13 protein-coding genes and 1 tRNA gene are annotated in these 19,040 nt (G+C 31.2%); 11 read left to right on the top strand and 3 right to left on the bottom strand.

Annotated elements, in window-relative coordinates:
- Window positions 1-253: 253 nt before the first annotated feature.
- Window positions 254-2,794 (top strand): S9 family peptidase, encoded by a 2,541-nt coding sequence (locus FUA26_RS13780; RefSeq protein ID WP_147137307.1) that lies wholly within the window; start codon window positions 254-256, stop codon window positions 2,792-2,794.
- A 121-nt stretch (window positions 2,795-2,915) separates the two neighbouring features.
- Here the strand turns inward: FUA26_RS13780 and FUA26_RS13775 are convergent.
- Window positions 2,916-2,988 (bottom strand) — tRNA-Phe (locus FUA26_RS13775).
- 173 nt (window positions 2,989-3,161) lie between these two features.
- On the opposite strand from FUA26_RS13775, the gene FUA26_RS13770 reads away from it, so the two are divergent.
- The 7 genes from FUA26_RS13770 (at window position 3,162) to FUA26_RS13740 (ending at window position 11,049) form a co-directional block, all read left to right on the top strand.
- The gene (locus tag FUA26_RS13770) at window positions 3,162-3,896 is read left to right on the top strand and encodes a type III pantothenate kinase (protein WP_147137306.1); all 735 of its coding nucleotides are present in this window, start codon (window positions 3,162-3,164) and stop codon (window positions 3,894-3,896) included.
- A complete protein-coding gene (locus FUA26_RS13765; protein ID WP_147137304.1) occupies window positions 3,893-5,203 on the top strand; it encodes a hypothetical protein in 1,311 nt (436 codons plus the stop codon). The genes FUA26_RS13770 and FUA26_RS13765 overlap by 4 nt, the downstream gene beginning before the upstream one ends.
- 18 nt (window positions 5,204-5,221) lie before the next feature.
- Window positions 5,222-6,601 carry a tetratricopeptide repeat protein gene (locus FUA26_RS13760; protein WP_147137302.1) on the top strand — a complete coding sequence of 460 codons (1,380 nt, stop codon included), beginning with the start codon at window positions 5,222-5,224 and terminating at the stop codon, window positions 6,599-6,601.
- A gap of 33 nt (window positions 6,602-6,634) precedes the next feature.
- Entirely contained in the window at window positions 6,635-7,183 is a 549-nt protein-coding gene (gene lptC, locus FUA26_RS13755; RefSeq protein ID WP_147137301.1) for an LPS export ABC transporter periplasmic protein LptC, read from the top strand.
- Window positions 7,184-7,230: 47 nt separating this feature from the next.
- Window positions 7,231-7,425 (top strand): hypothetical protein, encoded by a 195-nt coding sequence (locus tag FUA26_RS13750; protein WP_147137299.1) that lies wholly within the window; start codon window positions 7,231-7,233, stop codon window positions 7,423-7,425.
- Window positions 7,426-8,715, top strand: a complete 1,290-nt coding sequence (locus FUA26_RS13745) for a hemolysin family protein (protein WP_147137297.1) — start codon at window positions 7,426-7,428, stop codon at window positions 8,713-8,715.
- A gap of 210 nt (window positions 8,716-8,925) precedes the next feature.
- Entirely contained in the window at window positions 8,926-11,049 is a 2,124-nt protein-coding gene (locus tag FUA26_RS13740) for a peptidylprolyl isomerase (protein WP_147137295.1), read from the top strand.
- 52 nt (window positions 11,050-11,101) lie between these two features.
- On the opposite strand, the gene FUA26_RS13735 is transcribed toward FUA26_RS13740, so the two are convergent.
- The gene (locus tag FUA26_RS13735; RefSeq protein ID WP_147137293.1) at window positions 11,102-12,016 is read right to left on the bottom strand and encodes a GYDIA family GHMP kinase; all 915 of its coding nucleotides are present in this window, start codon (window positions 12,014-12,016) and stop codon (window positions 11,102-11,104) included.
- Complete coding sequence (locus FUA26_RS13730) at window positions 12,009-13,334, bottom strand: hydroxymethylglutaryl-CoA reductase, degradative (RefSeq protein ID WP_147137291.1); 1,326 nt, start codon at window positions 13,332-13,334, stop codon at window positions 12,009-12,011. The genes FUA26_RS13735 and FUA26_RS13730 overlap by 8 nt, the downstream gene beginning before the upstream one ends.
- 238 nt (window positions 13,335-13,572) lie before the next feature.
- Here FUA26_RS13730 and FUA26_RS13725 point away from each other — a divergent pair, with 238 nt between their 5' ends.
- Genes FUA26_RS13725 through FUA26_RS13715 form a run of 3 tightly spaced genes read left to right on the top strand, consistent with a single transcriptional unit; the run spans window position 13,573 to window position 18,969 of the window.
- Complete coding sequence (locus FUA26_RS13725; protein ID WP_147137289.1) at window positions 13,573-15,747, top strand: S9 family peptidase; 2,175 nt, start codon at window positions 13,573-13,575, stop codon at window positions 15,745-15,747.
- 45 nt (window positions 15,748-15,792) lie between these two features.
- Entirely contained in the window at window positions 15,793-17,184 is a 1,392-nt protein-coding gene (locus FUA26_RS13720; protein ID WP_147137287.1) for a peptide MFS transporter, read from the top strand.
- Window positions 17,185-17,193: 9 nt separating this feature from the next.
- Entirely contained in the window at window positions 17,194-18,969 is a 1,776-nt protein-coding gene (locus FUA26_RS13715) for a peptide MFS transporter (RefSeq protein WP_147137285.1), read from the top strand.
- The last annotated feature ends 71 nt before the right edge of the window (window positions 18,970-19,040 follow it).

Below are 19,040 nucleotides of genomic sequence, written 5' to 3'. Positions count from 1 at the left end.
ATACTTAAGCTATATTCTGTTTAATAAATCAATTGTTAACTGAAATAAATACAATTGTTAATCACTATCTTACTGATATGCTCAACGTTTTTTAAACTTAAGTTTATAACTGTAATAAATCTGTAATCCTTTTAATTGTTATTTTTTATGTATTATGATTTTAATCTTTATTAGGAAATATTAACATTTCATTAATAAGGGTTTTTGTTTAATATTTCATCTATAGTATATATTAATCAATTTATAATTCATAATGAATAAATTTATATTCTCTTTTTTTTTGCTTTTTGTTTCTTTTATAATTAATAGTCAAGAAGCTAATGAAAATAATTTTCCTGAGGCTAATTATAGGTTAGCTTCAAAATTTTCTCCGTCTAATATTTCAAAAAAAGTACATTCAACTGAAGTATATCCACAATGGTTGGCTAGTGGTAATAAGTTTTGGTATCAGTATAAAACTACTGAAGGGGCTAATTATTATTTGGTTGATTGTGATAGAAAAACTAAAGTAAAGCTATTTGATAATGCTAAAATGGCCAAATGGCTTTCGGAAATAACTAAAGACGCTTATGATTCGAAGCATTTGCCTCGTTTTAATTTTGAGTTTGTAAAAGATGAAACAGCTATACGTTTCAGGGTTACTTCAAGAGAAATGGTTATTGTTAAGAGTGAAGAAGATAAAGCTAAAACTACAAATGATTCTACTTCAAATAAAGATTCTATTTCAATTAAAAAGATAAAAAGGTTAAAGCCTAAAAAAGAAAGAAAATCTTATTATTTAGAGTACAAATTGGGGTCTGACAATTTAATAGTTATTGATAATAGTAAAAAGAAAGATACTTTTAATAAATGGGCCAATGTTTCGCCAGATAGTTCTTTGGTTGTTTTTACTAAAAAACATAATTTATATTGGATGGATAAAACCAATTTTTTAAAGGCTTTAAAAAATGACAAAGATACCACTATTGTTGAACACGAATGGACAAAAGATGGGGTTGAAAACTTTAGTTATAGTAGAAGTAATATGGGGATTAGTGAAGATGAAATTGAAAAGAAAATAGATGATAGAAAGCCAGTTTATGGATATTGGACACACGACTCTAAAAAATTTATTTTTCAACGTAGTGATGTTAGGCATATTAAAGATTTATGGGTAATTAACTCGGTAACTAAAGGACGACCTACCTTAGAACGCTACAAGTATCATATGGCAGGTGAGCAAGAATTCCCTAAAAATTATATAGAAATTTTTGATGTTTCAACAAAAAAGAAGGTTAATGTGCTGCTTGATACTACGATACAACAAAGTTTGAGTATTTATAGATATTCTTATAAAAAGTCTGACACAACAAAGCATAAACCAACATTAATTTTATCAAAGAAAGGAAATTTATATTTTAATACAGTTAGCAGAGATAGGAAACGTTTAGATATCCATGTAGCCAATGTAGAAACTGGTGAGGTTAAAACTATAATAAATGAACATTCAAATGTTTATGTTGAAGCTAGAAATAAACCTTTTTATTTATTTAATGATGAAAAGGAAATAGTTCATTGGTCTGAACGTGATGGTTGGGGGCATTTGTATTTATATGATGCAAAAGGCAATTTGAAAAGACAAATTACAAAAGGTGAGTTTCATGTTGATGGGCTTCATGGTATTGATGAAAACGAGCGTATAGCCTATTTTTTAGCAAATGGTGTAAGTAAAGATGAAAACCCATATTATGCACATTTTTATAAAATTAATTTGAATGGTACTAATTTAAAATCATTAAATCCTGGTGATTTTAATTCTAAAATAAATTTATCAGATTCAAATAAATATTTTGTTAGTAATTATTCAAGAGTTAATACAGTGCCAAAAGCTGAGTTAAGAACAACAAATGGTTCATTGGTAATGGATTTGGAAGAAGCTGATTTATCTGAACTTTTTGCTTCAGGCTATAAGTTTCCTGAACCCTTTAAAGCTAAGGCCAGTGATGGTATTACTAATATTTATGGCGTAATGTATAAACCTTTTGATTTTGACGAAAATAAAAAGTATCCTATTATAGAATATGTATATCCAGGGCCACAAACTGAGGCTGTAAATGCGTCTTTTTCTGTTAGAATGGATAATGTAGATAGGTTGGCGCAAGTAGGTTTTATAGTTGTTACTTTGGGTAATAGAGGAGGAGATCCTAGGCGCTCAAAATGGTATCATACTTATGGTTATGGAAATTTAAGAGATTATGGATTGGCCGATAAAAAGTATGTAGCAGAACAATTAGCAGATAGACATGGTTTTATTGATATAAACAAAGTAGGAATCACAGGACACTCAGGAGGCGGATTCATGTCAACAGCAGCCATGTTAGTATATCCTGACTTTTTCAAAGTAGCAGTATCATCAGCAGGTAATCATGATAATAATATTTATAATAGTTGGTGGAGTGAAACACACCATGGTATAGATGAAGATGAGCAAGCTGATGGCAGTATTAAGTACAAATATTTAATTGATACGAACCAAACTTTGGCTCAAAATTTAAAAGGAAACATATTATTAGCTACTGGCGATATAGATAATAACGTACACCCAGGTGGTACTATTAGAATGGTTAATGCCTTTATAAAAGCTAACAAGCGTTTTGACTTTATTATGTTTCCTGGGCAGCGTCATGCTTTTGGAAATATGACAGAGTATTTTTTTTGGAAGAAAGCAGATTATTTCAGCAAACATTTATTAGGTAATGAACCTACCAATGTTGATATAACTGAAATGAATAGAGATGTACCTAAAAAAAGGTAGTTAGTGTCTAGTTTTTAAAATTATAAAATCATGTTTAAGTAAAATTATTTAAACATGATTTTTTTTTTGAATAGTCATAAAAACAAAAAATCCCGTAAACAAATGTTTCGGGATTTTTTTGTGGTACCTCCAGGAATCGAACCAGGGACACAAGGATTTTCAGTCCTTTGCTCTACCAACTGAGCTAAGGTACCTCGCTAAAGCGGTTGCAAATATATATTCAATTTTGTTATCTGCCAAAATAAATTTGAAAAAATTTTACTTTAACAATTTTTAAGGCAAAATAACAGCTGCAAGTTTCAATATTATAATATAATTAAGATTAAAATTATTGTTGTTTTGTACTTTTAACGCATTGTTTTAAAAAATGAATTTAATAATAGACGTAGGAAATACAAATGTTAAGCTAGCAGTTTACAGCTTAGAAAATATTTTAAAACATAAACGTGTTATAAAACACAATGCACTTGTTAGCAATGTTTATGAAATTAAAAATGCATATCCTATGTTGGATAAAGCAATAATCTCATCAGTAGGAAATATTACTACTGAAGCTCTTAACACGCTTAAAGAGATTATTGATTTATTAGTGCTAACACATAATGTTAAATTACCGTTTGTAAATAAATACAAAACCCCAAAAACCTTGGGGGTAGATAGAATTGCTCTTGTAAGCGCATCGGTAAAACAATTTTCTAAGGAGCATGTTTTAATTATTGATGCGGGCACTTGTATTACTTATGATTTTATAAACAATAAAAACGAATACCAAGGAGGAGCCATTTCACCAGGTTTACGCACCCGTTACAAATCATTAAATAATTTAACGGCTAATTTACCGTTATTAGAAACAGAAATGCCACAAAGTATCATTGGGCAATCAACAAAAGAATCAATACACTCAGGAGTAGTATTTGGTATTTTAAATGAAATAGACGGTGTTATAAGTGATTACAAACACAAATATTCAGATTTAACAGTTATTTTAACAGGCGGCGATGCTAATTTTTTGTCTAAAAAGTTAAAAAGTAGCATATTTGCCAATTCAAATTTTCTTTTAGAAGGTTTGAACCATATTTTACAATTTAATTCAAACGAATGATTAAAAAACTTGTATTAGTTTTTATTGCTTTAGTTGCTATACAAAGTTACGGGCAAGAAGGAACAGCATCACCTTACTCTTTTTATGGTTTAGGAACCCAAAAGTTAAGAGGTACAGTAGAAAACAGAAGTATGGGTGGTATTGGTATTTTTATTGATAGTATTCATGTTAATCTCCGAAATCCTGCGTCATATGTAACTAAAAATATTGATGCATGGGATGGTGAAAGCAGACCCGTAAAGTTTGCTGTAGGTGGCGGATATTCAAACATCAATTTAGAATCTAATAACGGTTCAGATAAAGCAAAATCTACCACCTTTGATTACATAGCCATAAATATTCCATTAGGTAAATTTGGCTTTGGTTTTGGTTTATTACCTTACACTGCAGTTGGTTACAAATTAGAATCTCAAAATAGTGCAGGTGATATAAAAAATAGGTTTAGAGGCGAAGGTGGTGTAAATAAAGCCTTTTTAGGTTTGGGTTACCAAATTGCTGAAGGTTTAACAGTAGGTATTGATGCCCAATATAATTTTGGAAATACCGAAACAAGTGTTGTTGAATTTGTTTATGATGATGATGGAACTTTAGCACAATATCAATCTAGAGAAAATAATAGAGCAGATTTAAGTGGGTTAAACTTTAATTTAGGCTTATCATATAAAAAGATGGTTACAGATAAGTTAGAAATGATTACCGGTATAACCTATGCACCAGAAAGTTTATTAACTTCAAAAAATCAGCAATCTTTTTCAACAATAGTAGCAAACTCAAATAATCAAAATGAGTCTGTTGTAAATACAGTTGATGTAGATTTAGAAGCTTCAGGATTACATGAAACAGATTTAATACTACCATCAAGATTTTCAGCAGGCTTAGGTATAGGTGCACCCAGAAAATGGTTTGTAGGTGCCGATTATTTATTTCAAAATACAAGCAATCTTAGAACTGCATTGCCATCAAATACTAATACAACAACTTATGAAGATGCTGCAACCATATCATTAGGAGGGTTTTTTATACCAGATTACAATGCTTTAGATAGCTATTTTAAAAGAACCGTTTACAGAGCTGGTGTTAGGTTTGAAAAAACAGGGTTAGTATTAAATTCAGAGTCTGTTAAAGAGTTTGGCATATCTTTTGGTGTAGGATTACCATTAAGCGGAGGCATCTCAAACGCTAACTTAGGTTTTGAAATAGGAAAGCGCGGTACAACTAACAATAATTTAATTCAGGAGAATTTTGTGAATCTCCAATTAAGTTTATCTTTGGGCGACAGATGGTTCCAGAAAAGGAAGTATAACTAACAATAGAATAAAATTATCATGAAGGCGAAAATTACTTTATTATTAACATTATTTATAGGCTTAAATTTTGGTTTTGCACAACAAAATGAAGAGTGCATTACTAAGCTGTCTATTTTTCATGAATATGTAAAAGCAAAAAATTATGATGCAGCGTATGAACCATGGATGTTTGTAAGAGAAACATGTCCAAAATTCAACAATGCAATATATGTTGACGGCGAGAAAATTTTAGATCATAAAATAGATAAAGCAACAGGTGCTGAAAAATTAGCATTTATAAATGATTTGCTTAAGCTTTATGACCAAAGAGCAGAGTACTTCGCATCAAAAACACCTATAGGTGAATATGGTGCTAAAAAAAGTCAGTTATTGTATGATAACCGTAAAGAATTAAATAAAACAACTGAAGAGTTGTATGAAAGTTTTGATGCTGCTTACAATGCCGATAAAGCAACGTTTCAAAACCCAAAAAGTTTATATACTTACTTCTCTTTAATGGTAGATTTATATGATGCCGGAAAAAAACCAGCACAAGATTTATTTAATAAATATGATGATATTGTTGAAAAAGTTGAAGACGAAGTAAACCAATACTCTGAAAAGTTAAACAAACTAGCGGCTAAAGAAGATGCAGGTACAGCTTTAACAAAAAGAGAAAGTAGCTACAAAAGATATTACGAAAGCTATTTAAAGGCTTATGATCAAATTTCTGGAAGTATAGATAGTAAATTAGGTGACAGAGCAAACTGTGAAAACTTAGTGCCACTATACCAAAAAGATTTTGAAGCAAATAAAACTAATGCTACATGGTTAAAACGTGCAGTAAGCAGAATGTACTACAAAGAATGTACTGATACACCTTTATACGAGCAACTAGTAAAAGCTTATGATGAAACTGCACCATCTGCAGATACTAAATACTTTGTAGGGACTGTTTTATTAAAAAATGGAAAAGAAAACGAAGCTATTGGTTACTTTACAGAATCATATGATTTAGAATCTGATACCTTTAAGAAAGCAAAATTAGCAAACAGAATAGGTTTAATATTAAAGAAAAAAGGTCGTTACGGGCAAGCTAGAACATACTTTAGAAATGCTTTAGCATTAAACCCATCAAATGGACGTCCACACTTATCAATAGCAGCTATGTATGCAGCAAGTGCAAATAACTGTGGTGATACTACTTTTAACAAAAGAGCCGTATATTGGTTAGCAGCTGAAGAAGCTAGAAAAGCAGGAAGAGTAGACCCAACACAAAAATCTAACGCAGCAAAATCTGTAGCAAACTATACAGCAAAAGCACCTAGTAAATCTGATATTTTTAGTGCAGGTAATTCAGGTCAATCTATTAGAATTGGTTGTTGGATTGGTGCTTCTGTTACTGTACCAAGTATATAACAATATTGTTTGAGGTAATACTCAAAACAACACATGAAACAAAACATTAAATATTTACTAAACATAGTCACAGTTTTTACTGTGGCTTTGTTTTTTTCATGCACAGATAATTATAAGGAAGTGCAAAAAATTGGTATTTCAGAAAATGAACCTATTGGTGAAGCTGAAAATATTAATTTAAAAGTAACAGACTCTGGTAAAGTTACAAGACATTTGGTAGGTGCTAGAATGCTTAATTTTTCAAACAGAGACTTTCCGTATTACGAATTTCCAGAAGGCGCCACACTTCATATTTATGATGGCAATAAAAAAAGCACAATAGTATCAGATTATGCAGTAGTGTATGATGCCACAAGTATTATAGATTTACAAGGTAATGTAGTTATAACCACACATGATAACCGTGTTTTAAAATCTGAACAATTGTATTTTGACAGAAAAAAAGAATGGATTTTTACAAACGTACCTGTTACGTTTGAGTCTGAACAAGATGTAATTCACGGTAACGGTTTTGATTCAAACGGCGATTTTTCTAATGCCGAAGTATTAGAAGTTACAGGCATTTTTGCCGTTGAAGATTAATACAGCATACTTCTTAAAATTAATTATCTTTATCCTAAATTTTTAAAATGAAATATTTAAGCATTTTTCAATATGCATATTTAGCCTTTGCTGCAGTATTTTTCTATTCTGTTTTTGAAACATATCAAAAAACTGGTGTAGTTAACTATTCCTATATTGTTTTAGGGGCTTTAGCAATTTTTATGTTTTTCTTCCGTAGGAAGTTTAGTAAAAAGTTTCAAGACAGAAACAAGCAAAACTAAATGACGCTGTATATTGTTATAATAGTTGTATCATTAGTGCTTTCGGCATTTTTTTCAGGTATGGAGATAGCGTATGTGTCTTCAAACAAAATTCATATTGAAATTGAAAAAAAGCAAGACGGTATATTAGCTAAAATACTTAGCAAGCTCACAGCAAAACCTTCAAAATTTATAACAACAATGCTTATTGGTAACAATATAGCACTGGTTATTTATGGTTTTTTTATGGGCGATGTTTTGGTAAATTGGTTTCAATCATTTTTACCAACACAAAGTAATTTTTTAGATTATATGTTAACAGATTTAAGTTTGTTAACACAAACTATTATTTCAACATTTATAATTTTAATAACAGCCGAATTTTTACCAAAAGTATTCTTTCAAATTTACGCAAACACACTTTTAAAAGTACTGGCAATACCAGCGTATATTTTTTATTTACTCTTTAGTTTAATTTCAGAATTTGTAATCTGGATTTCAGATATCATACTAAAAACGTTTTTTAAAACAGAAGGAGACCAAATTCAAATGGCCTTTACAAAGGTTGAATTAGGTAATTACATTAGTGAACAAATGGAATCAGTTGAAGAACATGACGAAGTAGATTCCGAAATTCAAATATTTCAAAATGCATTAGAATTTTCAGAAGTAAAAGCACGCGAAGTTATGGTACCACGTACCGAAATTATTGCAGTTGAAATGAATGAATCTATAAAAACATTAAGCGCTTTATTTACTGAAACAGGCAGAACAAAAATTTTAGTTTACAAAGAAACTATTGATGATATTTTAGGATACGTACACTCATTTGAACTTTTCAAAAAGCATAAAAACATAAAATCTATGCTTATGCCTGTTGAGTTTGTGCCCGAAACAGTGCTCATAAAAGATGTATTAAATGTGCTAACTAAAAAACGCCGAAGCGTTGCAGTAGTTATTGATGAATACGGAGGAACATCGGGTATTATGACCGTTGAAGATATTGTAGAAGAACTATTTGGTGAAATTGAAGATGAACATGATACTTTAGATTTAATTGAAGAAAAAGTTGATGATGAAACCTTTATGTTTTCGGCACGTTTAGAGGTAGATTATTTAAACGAAACCTATAAAGTAAACCTGCCCGAAAGTGAAAATTATGAAACCCTTGGCGGTTTAATTGTAAACCATACCGAAGAAATACCAAACCAAGGCGATGTTATAAAAATAGATAATTTTAAGTTTATTATTTCTGAAGTTTCAAACACAAAAATAGACTTAGTAAAACTTAAAATGTTAGAAGATAATTAGTTGTTGTACCTTTTATTGCTAAAATTAAAATAAAGTAGTACAGTAAATTACACTTTGCTAACATTAAAAATAATTAATGCAACTTTCTGTTTTTATTATTAAATAGAAAATGGTATTTTCGCGCACGATATTTTCGTCAAATTTAGTGTTTTAACCAACATTTCAATAAAAAAGAAAAAATCCTAAAACGGATATAATTAAGTATAGAAGATGGCAATTTTAAGTAAGATTAGACAAAAAACCTTAGTGTTAATATTGGTAATTGCAATGGCATTGTTTGCTTTTGTTTTATCTGGTCTTTTTGATGGTAGCGCAAGCTTTTCTAACAAAGGACAAAATGTAGGTACCATAAACGGTAAAGATATTTCAAGAGAAGAATTTTTACAAAAAGTAGAAATAGCGCAACAGCAACTTGGTGGTTCTGCTACAAATACACAGGTAATGAACCGTGTTTGGGAGCAAGAGGTAAGACAAGCCGTTTTAGAAACGCAATTTGACGCTTTAGGTATTACTGTTGAAAAAGATCAAATTAGAGATTTACTTAAAACTGCCTTGGCAACAAACCCACAATTTTCAAATGAAGCTGGTATTTTTGATGAGAATAAATTAAACGAATACATTGCTAATTTAAAAGAAAACTCTCCTGAAGGTTATGCCGGTTGGATAAATTATGAGCAATCTTTAGCTACAAATGCCTTACAACAAAACTATTATAATTTAGTAAAAGCTGGTTTAACAGGTACTTTAGCCGAAGGTGAGTTGGAACATAAATTAGACGGAAATAAAGTTGATATTAAGTATGTGCAAGTACCTTATTCATCAATAGCAGATAGTCTTGTAAAAGTTTCAAAATCTGAAATTTCTAGTTATGTTAGCAACAACAAAAAAGCGTTTGAAGTAGAAGAATCTAGAGATATAAGATTTGTTGAATTTAAAGAAGTAGCTTCAGTTGCCGATGAATCTGCAATTATTAATGAATTATCAACCTATTTAAATGGTCAATTAGTTGATGAAACTGGAAGAAAAGATACTATAGTAGCATTTTCAAAAGTAAAAGATAACCAAGATTACATCAATTCAAAATCTGATATTAAGTTTAATGATCGTTTTGTATTCAAATCATCATTACCTTCAAAAGTAGCTGATAGCTTAATGAACTTAGAAGTTGGAGAAACTTACGGACCATATAAAGAAGCTGGATATTTTAAAATATCAAAATTAATTGCTGAAAAACAAATTCCAGATTCAGCTAAAGTAAGACACATTTTAATTCCTTTTATCGGATCACAAAGCGCTGGTACTGATGTTACTTTAACAGAAGACCAAGCTAAAGTAAAAGCCGATAGTATTTTAGCAGTAGTAAAAAGTAACCGTTCTAAATTTCCTGAGTTAGTTACTGAATTTTCTGCAGACCAAGGAAGTGTTGCTAATGGCGGACGCTATGATTGGCATGCTTACAACACAATGGTGCCAGAGTTTAATGATTTTGAATTTAATGGTAAAACAGGTGATTTAGGTGTTGTTAAAACAGTATTTGGTTTCCATGTAATAGAAATTGAAGGATTAACAAGTAAAAAGAGAGCTGTACAAATTGGTACAATTGCTAGAAAAATTGAACCATCAGAAACTACAACAGCTAAAATTTTTAGAGATGCTTCTAAATTTGAAATAGATGGAGCTAAAGGTGATTTTGAAGCTTTGGCAAAAGAAAATAATTATACTGTTAGACCCGTAAATGGAATGAAAGCTTTAGATGAAAGTATTCCTGGTATTGGTAACCAAAGACCAATTGTGCGTTGGGCGTTTGAAGATGAAGCTAGCGTTGGTGATGTTAAACGTTTTAGTTTATCTACCGGTGGTTACGTAGTTGCACAATTAGTAGCAAAACACAAAGCAGGTTTAATGTCTGCTGAAGATGCATCAGCTACAGTATTACCAATTTTAAGAAAAGAAAAGAAAGCAGAGTTAATTAAAAATAGAGTATCAGTTAGTACTTTAGAAGATTTAGCAACTGCTGAAAACACTTCAGTTAAAACAGCATCAGCTATTACAATGAAGAGTCCAACAATTCAAGGGGCTGGTAGAGAACCTTTAGTTGTAGGAACTGCTTTTGGTTTAGGCGAAGGAGAAACGTCTGGTTTAATAGAAGGTGTAAATGGCGTGTACATGGTACAAGTTACTAAAGTTACACCAGCTGTGAAATTAGATAACTATCAAGCTGCTGCTAATAGATTAGAGCAACAAAAAGCGGCAACTGTAAACAGTAAACTATATAATGCCTTAAAAGAAGCTGCAGAAATTGAAGATAACAGAGCAGCATCTCAAGTGCAATAAAATATAATCATATATAAAAAAAAGGCTTCGCGTTGCGAGGCCTTTTCTTGTTTTATAAAATCATTTTTGAGTAAGGTATAACGGTTGTTAAACCTTTGCTTTTAAAATAAGACTCGGGATTTGTTACTGAAGTTGCTAAAATAAAATCGCCACCCCAAGCACCAAGGCTTTTAATGCTACCATTAAAATCATTAAAATATAAATCTTTTGCAGGTATTTGGTTGGTTATTTTTGCAATAATATGTTCGTGTGCGTCAATTAAATTTTCAAAAGCTTTTAAATTATCACAGTGTAGCATTTCATGTGTAATTCTATTAATTTCTAAAATAATAGTTTTTAAATTACTTTTATTTTGTGCTTTGTAATGCGCAATACCATCTCTACTATTTTGCTTTTTATTAAGGTAAACAAAGTATAAATGCTCTTTAAAAATAGGGTTGAAACATACTGGTTCAACTAAAGGAAATTCAGATTCAGTGTTTATTTTATAAGTAATAGGCGTGCTATTTTCAGCACAAGCAATATCATAACCACTACCGCCAAAAGTTAATTTAAGTAAGTTATAGGGGTTAATATTAGTCCATTTTGATAAATTGTTTATTAATGTTGAAGATGTGCCTAATCCCCAGTTTTTAGGAAATTCTAAATGCGTTTCAATATCATAACCACTTTTAATATTTAAAAAAGTTGGGTTTAATTTATTGATAGCTTCAAATATTTGTACAATTCTATCAGAAACGGCGTTTTGTTGTAAAGGTTTTAATGTGTTGTTGTTAATTTCAAAATTACCATTAAACCATATGTTTTTTTGTTCATCAAAACTACACCAATTAATAGTAGGTGTTTCAGTAGGTTTAATTATTAGGTTTTGACCATATTTTGTGGGTATAGCAAGGGCTTTTGCGCCATCTAAAACCACATATTCAGCAGTTAATAATAATTTTCCGTTACTGTTGAATTTAATCATTGTTTATTCTTAAGTTGTTTAAAGCATTAACAACAGCGCTGTGAGTAACTGTATTATTCTTAAAATGATTTGTCAATGTTTTTTTCTCAGCATCGGTAGCTTCAAACTGGTTTAGTATATTCATTAAGTGCATTTTCATGTGTCCTTGCTGAATACCTGTGGTTGTTAAAGAATTTAAGGCAGCAAAATTTTGTGCTAAACCTGCAACTGCCACAATTTGCATAAGTTCTTTAGCTGATGGAGAATGAAGCATTTCTAATGATAGTTTTACTAACGGATGTAAATTTGTTAATCCGCCCACAGTGCCTAAAGCTAATGGAATTTCAATGTGAAAAATAAACGTTTCGTTTTCAATTTTGGCATGGGTTAAACTGCTGTATTGACCATTTTTTGAGGCATACGCATGTGCGCAGGCTTCAATAGCTCTAAAATCATTTCCCGTGGCTAAAACAACAGCATCAATACCATTCATAATACCTTTATTATGTGTTACGGCTCGGTAAGGTTCGTTTTCAGCAATAGTAACAGCTTGCACAAATTTTTCGGCATATGCTTTACTGGCTTCGGGGTTATTTTCAACTAAATCATTAACAGGGCAACTTACTTCAGCTTTAACTAAACAATTGGGTACATAATTAGATAGAATACTCATTATTACCTCTATGTTTTTTTCTTGCTCATTAAATAATTCAAATGTTAAAGCTTCTCTTTTTAATGTTTCAGCAAATTGCTCTAAACAAGAGTTTATAAAGTTTGCTCCCATAGCATCTAAAGTCTCAAAAGATGCATGTAGTTGGTAATAACCAGCAATACTATTTGTTTTATTGCGCAATTCAATATCTAAAATGCCGCCACCACGTTTTTGCATATTTTGGGTAATGGCATTGGTATCTTCAATTAATTGTGGTTTTATAGTATTAAAAAACGTTTGTAAAGTTTCAAAATTACCATGGTACATAAAATGTACCTGTCCAATTTTAGTTGTAGATATTACAGATGTTTTAAAACCACCACGTTTTTGCCAAAATTTAGCTGCTTTACTAGCTGCGGCAACTACAGAGCTTTCTTCAATAGCCATTGGTATGGTGTATAGCTTATTATTAATTAAAAAATTTGGCGCCACACCTAGCGGTAAGTAATAGTTTGTTATAGTGTTTTCAATAAACTCATCGTGTAGTTTTTGTAGTTTTTCATCACTATTCCAGTATTGTTTAATAATACGTTTGGCACTTTTGGAGTTGGCAAAATATGTATCAATAATCCAATCAATTTTTTTTGCTTTTGAAAGTTTAGAAAAACCAGCAATAGATTTACTCATAAAACGTTTTTTAATGCTGCAAAGATACTAACTTGCTGTTTATTATGAATTGCTATTTTGGTGTTACTTAATTAAGTGTTAATAAATGCTGAATTTTGAATTATTTTTAGTAAAATTGACATCATTTTATGTAAAAATCAAAGTTTTTGAAAAAACATCTATTATTTTCAATTATAAATTGTAATAATTGAAAGTCTATGTTGTATTTTAAAAGCCTAAAATCTTGTAACGTTAATTAATGAGATATCTTAAATTTTCAGTTTGCGTTTTATTTATTTTAACTTCAGTTTTAAACGCACAAAACAAACAAATTACCTTAAAAGACATTTGGAGCGGTAGTTTTAGAGCCGAAAGCATGGACGTATTACACTCTATGGCAAACGGTAAGCAATATTCGGTATTAAATTTTGATAGAGCTACAATGGCCACAACCATTGATATTTATGACTACAAAACTCAGCAAAAAGTAAAAACGCTAGTTAGTTCAGCAAACCTAAGCAGCATGCAGTACTTTAGCAATTATACCTTTAGCGCTGATGAAAAAAAGATAATTTTAGCAACTAATGAAACACCAATTTACCGTCACTCTGCAGTTGGAAATTACTTTGTTTATAACGTTGAAGATGAAACTTTAGAGCCTATTTCAAAAGAATTAATACAAGAGCCAACATTCTCGCCTAACGGAACTAAAATAGCGTATGCTTTTAATAATAATTTATTTGTGAAAGATTTAAACACTGGCGAAACTATTCAAATAACTTCCGATGGTAAAAAAAACAGTATAATTAATGGTATTACAGATTGGGTTTATGAAGAAGAATTTGCCTTTGTACGTGCTTTTGAGTGGAGTGCCGATAGCCAAAAAATAGCTTTCATTAAGTTTGATGAAACCAACGTGCCTGAGTTTTCAATGGATGTTTATGGTGAAGCACTTTACCAAACCCAACACGTATTTAAATATCCAAAAGCAGGCGAGCCAAACTCAAAAGTATCTTTGCATGTTCATAATTTAATATCTAGTACAACAACCAATATTAATTTAGATGAAAAAGCATACTATATACCCCGATTACAATGGACTAACAATGCAAATATGTTAAGCTTTCAAATTTTAAACAGAAAGCAAAACAATTTGTACGTAATGCGTTTTAATACGGAAACAAATACAACCCATGTGCTTTTAAATGAAACAGATAAAGCCTATGTTGATGTAACCGATAATTTAACATTTTTAGATGATAATAGCTTTATTTGGACAAGCGAAAAAGACGGATACAACCATATTTATCATTATGATAACAACGGTAAATTAATAAACCAAGTAACTAAAGGAAACTGGGATGTAACAAATTATTATGGTTATAACCCTAAAGCAAAACGTATTTTTTATCAATCTGTTGAAAACGGTTCTATAAACAGAGATGTGTATTCTATCAAAATCAATGGTCGAGATAAAAAACGTTTATCAAATAATGAAGGAACAAACAATGCATCTTTTAGTGCCGATTTTTCATATTTTATAAACACATTTTCAAACGCAACCACACCAACACAATACACTTTAAATAATGCCGTAAATGGTAGTGTAATTTCTAAAATAGTTGATAATGCTGCTTTGGCAAAAAAAATAGAAAATTATACTATTTCAAAAAAAGAGTTTAGTACCATAAATATTAATGGAAATGATTTGAATATGTGGATGCTAAAACCAGCAAATTTTGATGCATCTAAACAATACCCGTTATTTATGACGCAGTATTCTGGTCCTGGTTCGCAATCGGTTTCAAATAGTTGGAATAGTTATAACGATTATTGGTATCAAATGTTAGCACAACAAGGTTTTATAGTTGTTTGTGTTGATGGAAGAGGTACCGGATTTAAAGGTGCTGTATTTAAAAAAGTAACGCAAAACCAACTTGGTAAATATGAAGTTGAAGATCAAATAGCTGCAGCAAAAAAATTAGGAGCATTACCATACATTAATGCAGATAAAATTGGTATTTGGGGTTGGAGTTATGGCGGTTTTATGAGCAGTAATTGCTTGTTTAAAGGTTATGATACCTTTAAAATGGCAATAGCGGTAGCACCTGTTACAAGTTGGCGTTTTTATGATACTGTTTATACAGAACGTTACATGGCAACACCACAAGAAAACCCATCGGGTTATGATGATAATTCTCCAATTAACCATGTAGATAAATTACAAGGAGATTTTTTATTAGTTCACGGAACTGCCGATGATAATGTACACGTACAAAATACCATGCGTTTAGTAGAAGCTTTAGTGCAAGCAAACAAACAGTTTGATTGGGCCATTTATCCAGATAAAAACCATGGTATTTATGGCGGCAACACAAGACTTCATTTATATGAAAAAATGACTAATTTTATTCTTAATTCATTAGGAAACTAAAATGTTTTTCAGAAAAAAATAAAATAACTAACTCAAAGAACTATTATGGCAGAAATTACAAAAGCACCACACCAAAAAGAATTATGGGGGCATCCAGTAGGGCTCTATGTACTATTTTTTACAGAAATGTGGGAGCGTTTTTCGTATTACGGAATGCGCGCTTTATTGGTTTTATATTTAACTTCAAAAACAACAGGTTTAAATCCAGGAGTTGGTTGGAGTCAAGGTGAAGCTTTGGCACTTTACGGATGGTACACAGCATTGGTTTACATCATGTCTATTCCAGGAGGTATTTTAGCCGATAAGTTTCTTGGGCAAAAAAAGTCTGTAATACTAGGTGCAGTTTTACTTGTTATTGGGCATAGTGTACTAGCAATTGAGGCAATGTGGGCTTTTTATACTGGTCTTGGATTTATTATACTTGGGGTTGGGTGTTTAAAGCCTAATATATCAACCATGGTTGGTGGACTCTATAAAAAAGGAGATGTAAGAAGAGATAAAGGCTTTACAATTTTTTACATAGGTATAAATGTAGGCGCTTTTTTATCCGGGTTAGTTGTCGGTTATGTGGGTGAAGTTCATGGTTGGCATTATGGTTTTGGGTTAGCAGGTATATTAATGGTATTTGGATTAATACAGTTTTTGGCGGGGCAAAAATATTTAGTTCACGTTGGAAATTACTTGGGTAAGTCTGAAAGTAAAGAAGATCAAGAAAATTTTAAAAGACCGCTCACTAAAATAGAAAAAGATAGAGTTATAGTATTGTTAATTTCTTTCTTGTTAATTATTGCTTTTTTTGCAGCTTTTGAACAAGCAGGTGGTTTAATGAATATTTATGCGAAAGAAAAAACAAATAGAATGTTAATGGGATGGGAAGTACCCGCAACATGGTTTCAGTCATTAAATTCATTTTTTATAATTACATTAGGTGTTGCTATTGCTGCTTTTTGGGCTAATAGAAAGCTTAAAGGAACTGAAGCATCATCTTTATTTAAAATGATTGTTGGTTTAGGTATTACAGGTGTAGGCTTTTTGTTTATGTCTGCCGCTGCATCAGAATATGATAATACAGGAAGTTCTATGATGATATGGTTAGTATTAGCATATTTGTTTCACACTATTGGAGAGCTATGTTTATCTCCAGTTTCACTTTCATTTGTAACAAAACTAGCACCAGCAAAATACGCATCGATAATGATGGGGATTTATTTTGCAACTACTGGTTTAGGTAACAAAGCAGCTGGTTTATTAGGAGAATCTTCATCTGTATTTGGTGAATTTAAAGTGTTTACAGGAATTGCAATATTTTGTATTGTCTTCGCTTTAATAGTTTTCATTTTCTTTAAAAAATTAAAAGCTTTAACACATGGGGCAGAAGACAACGAAACAGATTTTAGCACTAAAGAAGCCGAAGGCTTTGAATTAGCCGATAATTAATATTATACTATGAATACAGATATACAAAATCTATTTAAAGATAAAGTCTTAGGGCATCCTGCGGGTTTAATTGTATTGTTTTTTACTGAAATGTGGGAGCGCTTCTCATTTTACGGTATGCGAGTGCTGTTAGTTAACTTTTTAACCATGGCAATAACAAGCTCAAATCCTGGTTGGGGATGGACCGCTGAAAATGCCGGAGCTCTTTTTGGTACATATGCAATGCTTTTATATATAACACCTATTATTGGCGGTGTAGTAGCCGATAAAATAACAGGTTACCGTTGGGCAGTTGTTATAGGATCTGTAGTTATGGCTCTGGGGCACGCTTCAATGGCTTTAGAAACCGAGTTTTCTTTATATCTAGGCTTGGGGCTTTTAGTTATTGGTACTGGTTTTTTTAAACCAAACATCACATCTATAATATCTGAAATGTATAAAGAAAATCCAGAGAAAAAAGATGGTGCTTACACCATTTTTTACATGGGTGTAAATGCAGGGGCTTTCTTTGGTATGATGCTTTGTGGTTACTTAGCTGAAAAAGTAGGATGGAGTTATGGCTTTGGTTTAGCAGGTATTTTTATGATTTTAGGAACACTACAATTTTGGTTGTCTGGCAATTTATTTGGAAATATAGGTGCCAAACCTAGTAACGTTCATGAAGTAGAATTACCTCAAAATATAAATGAAAATACTGCTATAGCTGTTAAAACCAATGATGTTGAAAAACAAAATCCTTTCACAATGCTTGATAAGGTTTTAATTGTAATTACAGCAATTATTGGCTTGGGCTATGCTATCAATGATCCTATGTCTAAAATAGCAGGCATAGATATGTTTTCATGGGCTAAAACACCATCTGTTGAAGGGCAATATGTTGTGGTTCTAGTAGGTTTATTATTGTTTTTAGTTTTGTCAATAGGAAGAATAGCTAGGTACACAAAAGTTGTAAGAGATAGAATGATAGCTTTCATAATTTTTGCTTTTTTCACAGTGTTCTTTTGGATGAGTTTTGAGCAAGGAGCTTCATCTTTAATTCTTTTTGCAAGAGATAATGTAGACAGGGTTTTAACAGGTAATGCAGCCGTTACTTTTAACATAATAAATGCACTACTAACAGTTGTACCATTAATAATAATAACTTATGTATTGTTTTTACTTTGGAAAAAAACATTCAAAAAAATACCAGGTTCAAACATTGTATTAGTTATCTGTTTTTTATGTATGTGGGGTTTAGTTGGTTGGATGTTGAATAGAGAGTTTTCTGCAGATATTTCTGAAATTACCGTATCTTGGTTTAGTATATTAAATTCCTTTTTTATTATTGTTTTCGCATCATTCTTTTCTAAATGGTGGGAGAGTAAGTATAACCCTTCTGCAGCAACAAAATATGCCTTAGGTTTAATAATTATGGCTATTGGTTTTGGGTTATTAGCCTTTGGTTCTTATGGTATTGAAACAGGCGTAAAAGTAAGTATGCTTTGGTTAGTATTAGCGTATTTATTTCATACTTTGGGTGAGTTATGCTTATCTCCTGTAGGATTATCTTATGTTAGTAAATTAGTGCCAGCAAGAATGATTGCTTTAATGTTTGGTATGTGGTATTTAGCCATAGCTATTGGAAATAAATTGGCAGCAGTTGTTGGTGGGCAAATAGAGAATATTACTAAAGAGTACAGTTTATCAACATTCTTTTTAATATTTACTATTGTGCCTTTGGTTGCAGGTTTACTTGTTTTTGCATTAAATCCTGTTTTAAAGAAACTTATGCACGGTGTACGATAGTTATAAACGTTAAAAATTAAATAAAAGGCTCCTAATTAGGAGCTTTTTTTGTAAGTTGGGCACACAATTTG

The sequence above is a fragment of the Seonamhaeicola algicola genome (assembly GCF_007997385.1).
GTDB lineage: Bacteria > Bacteroidota > Bacteroidia > Flavobacteriales > Flavobacteriaceae > Seonamhaeicola > Seonamhaeicola algicola.
This window is presented reverse-complemented; position numbering and strand designations above follow the sequence as displayed.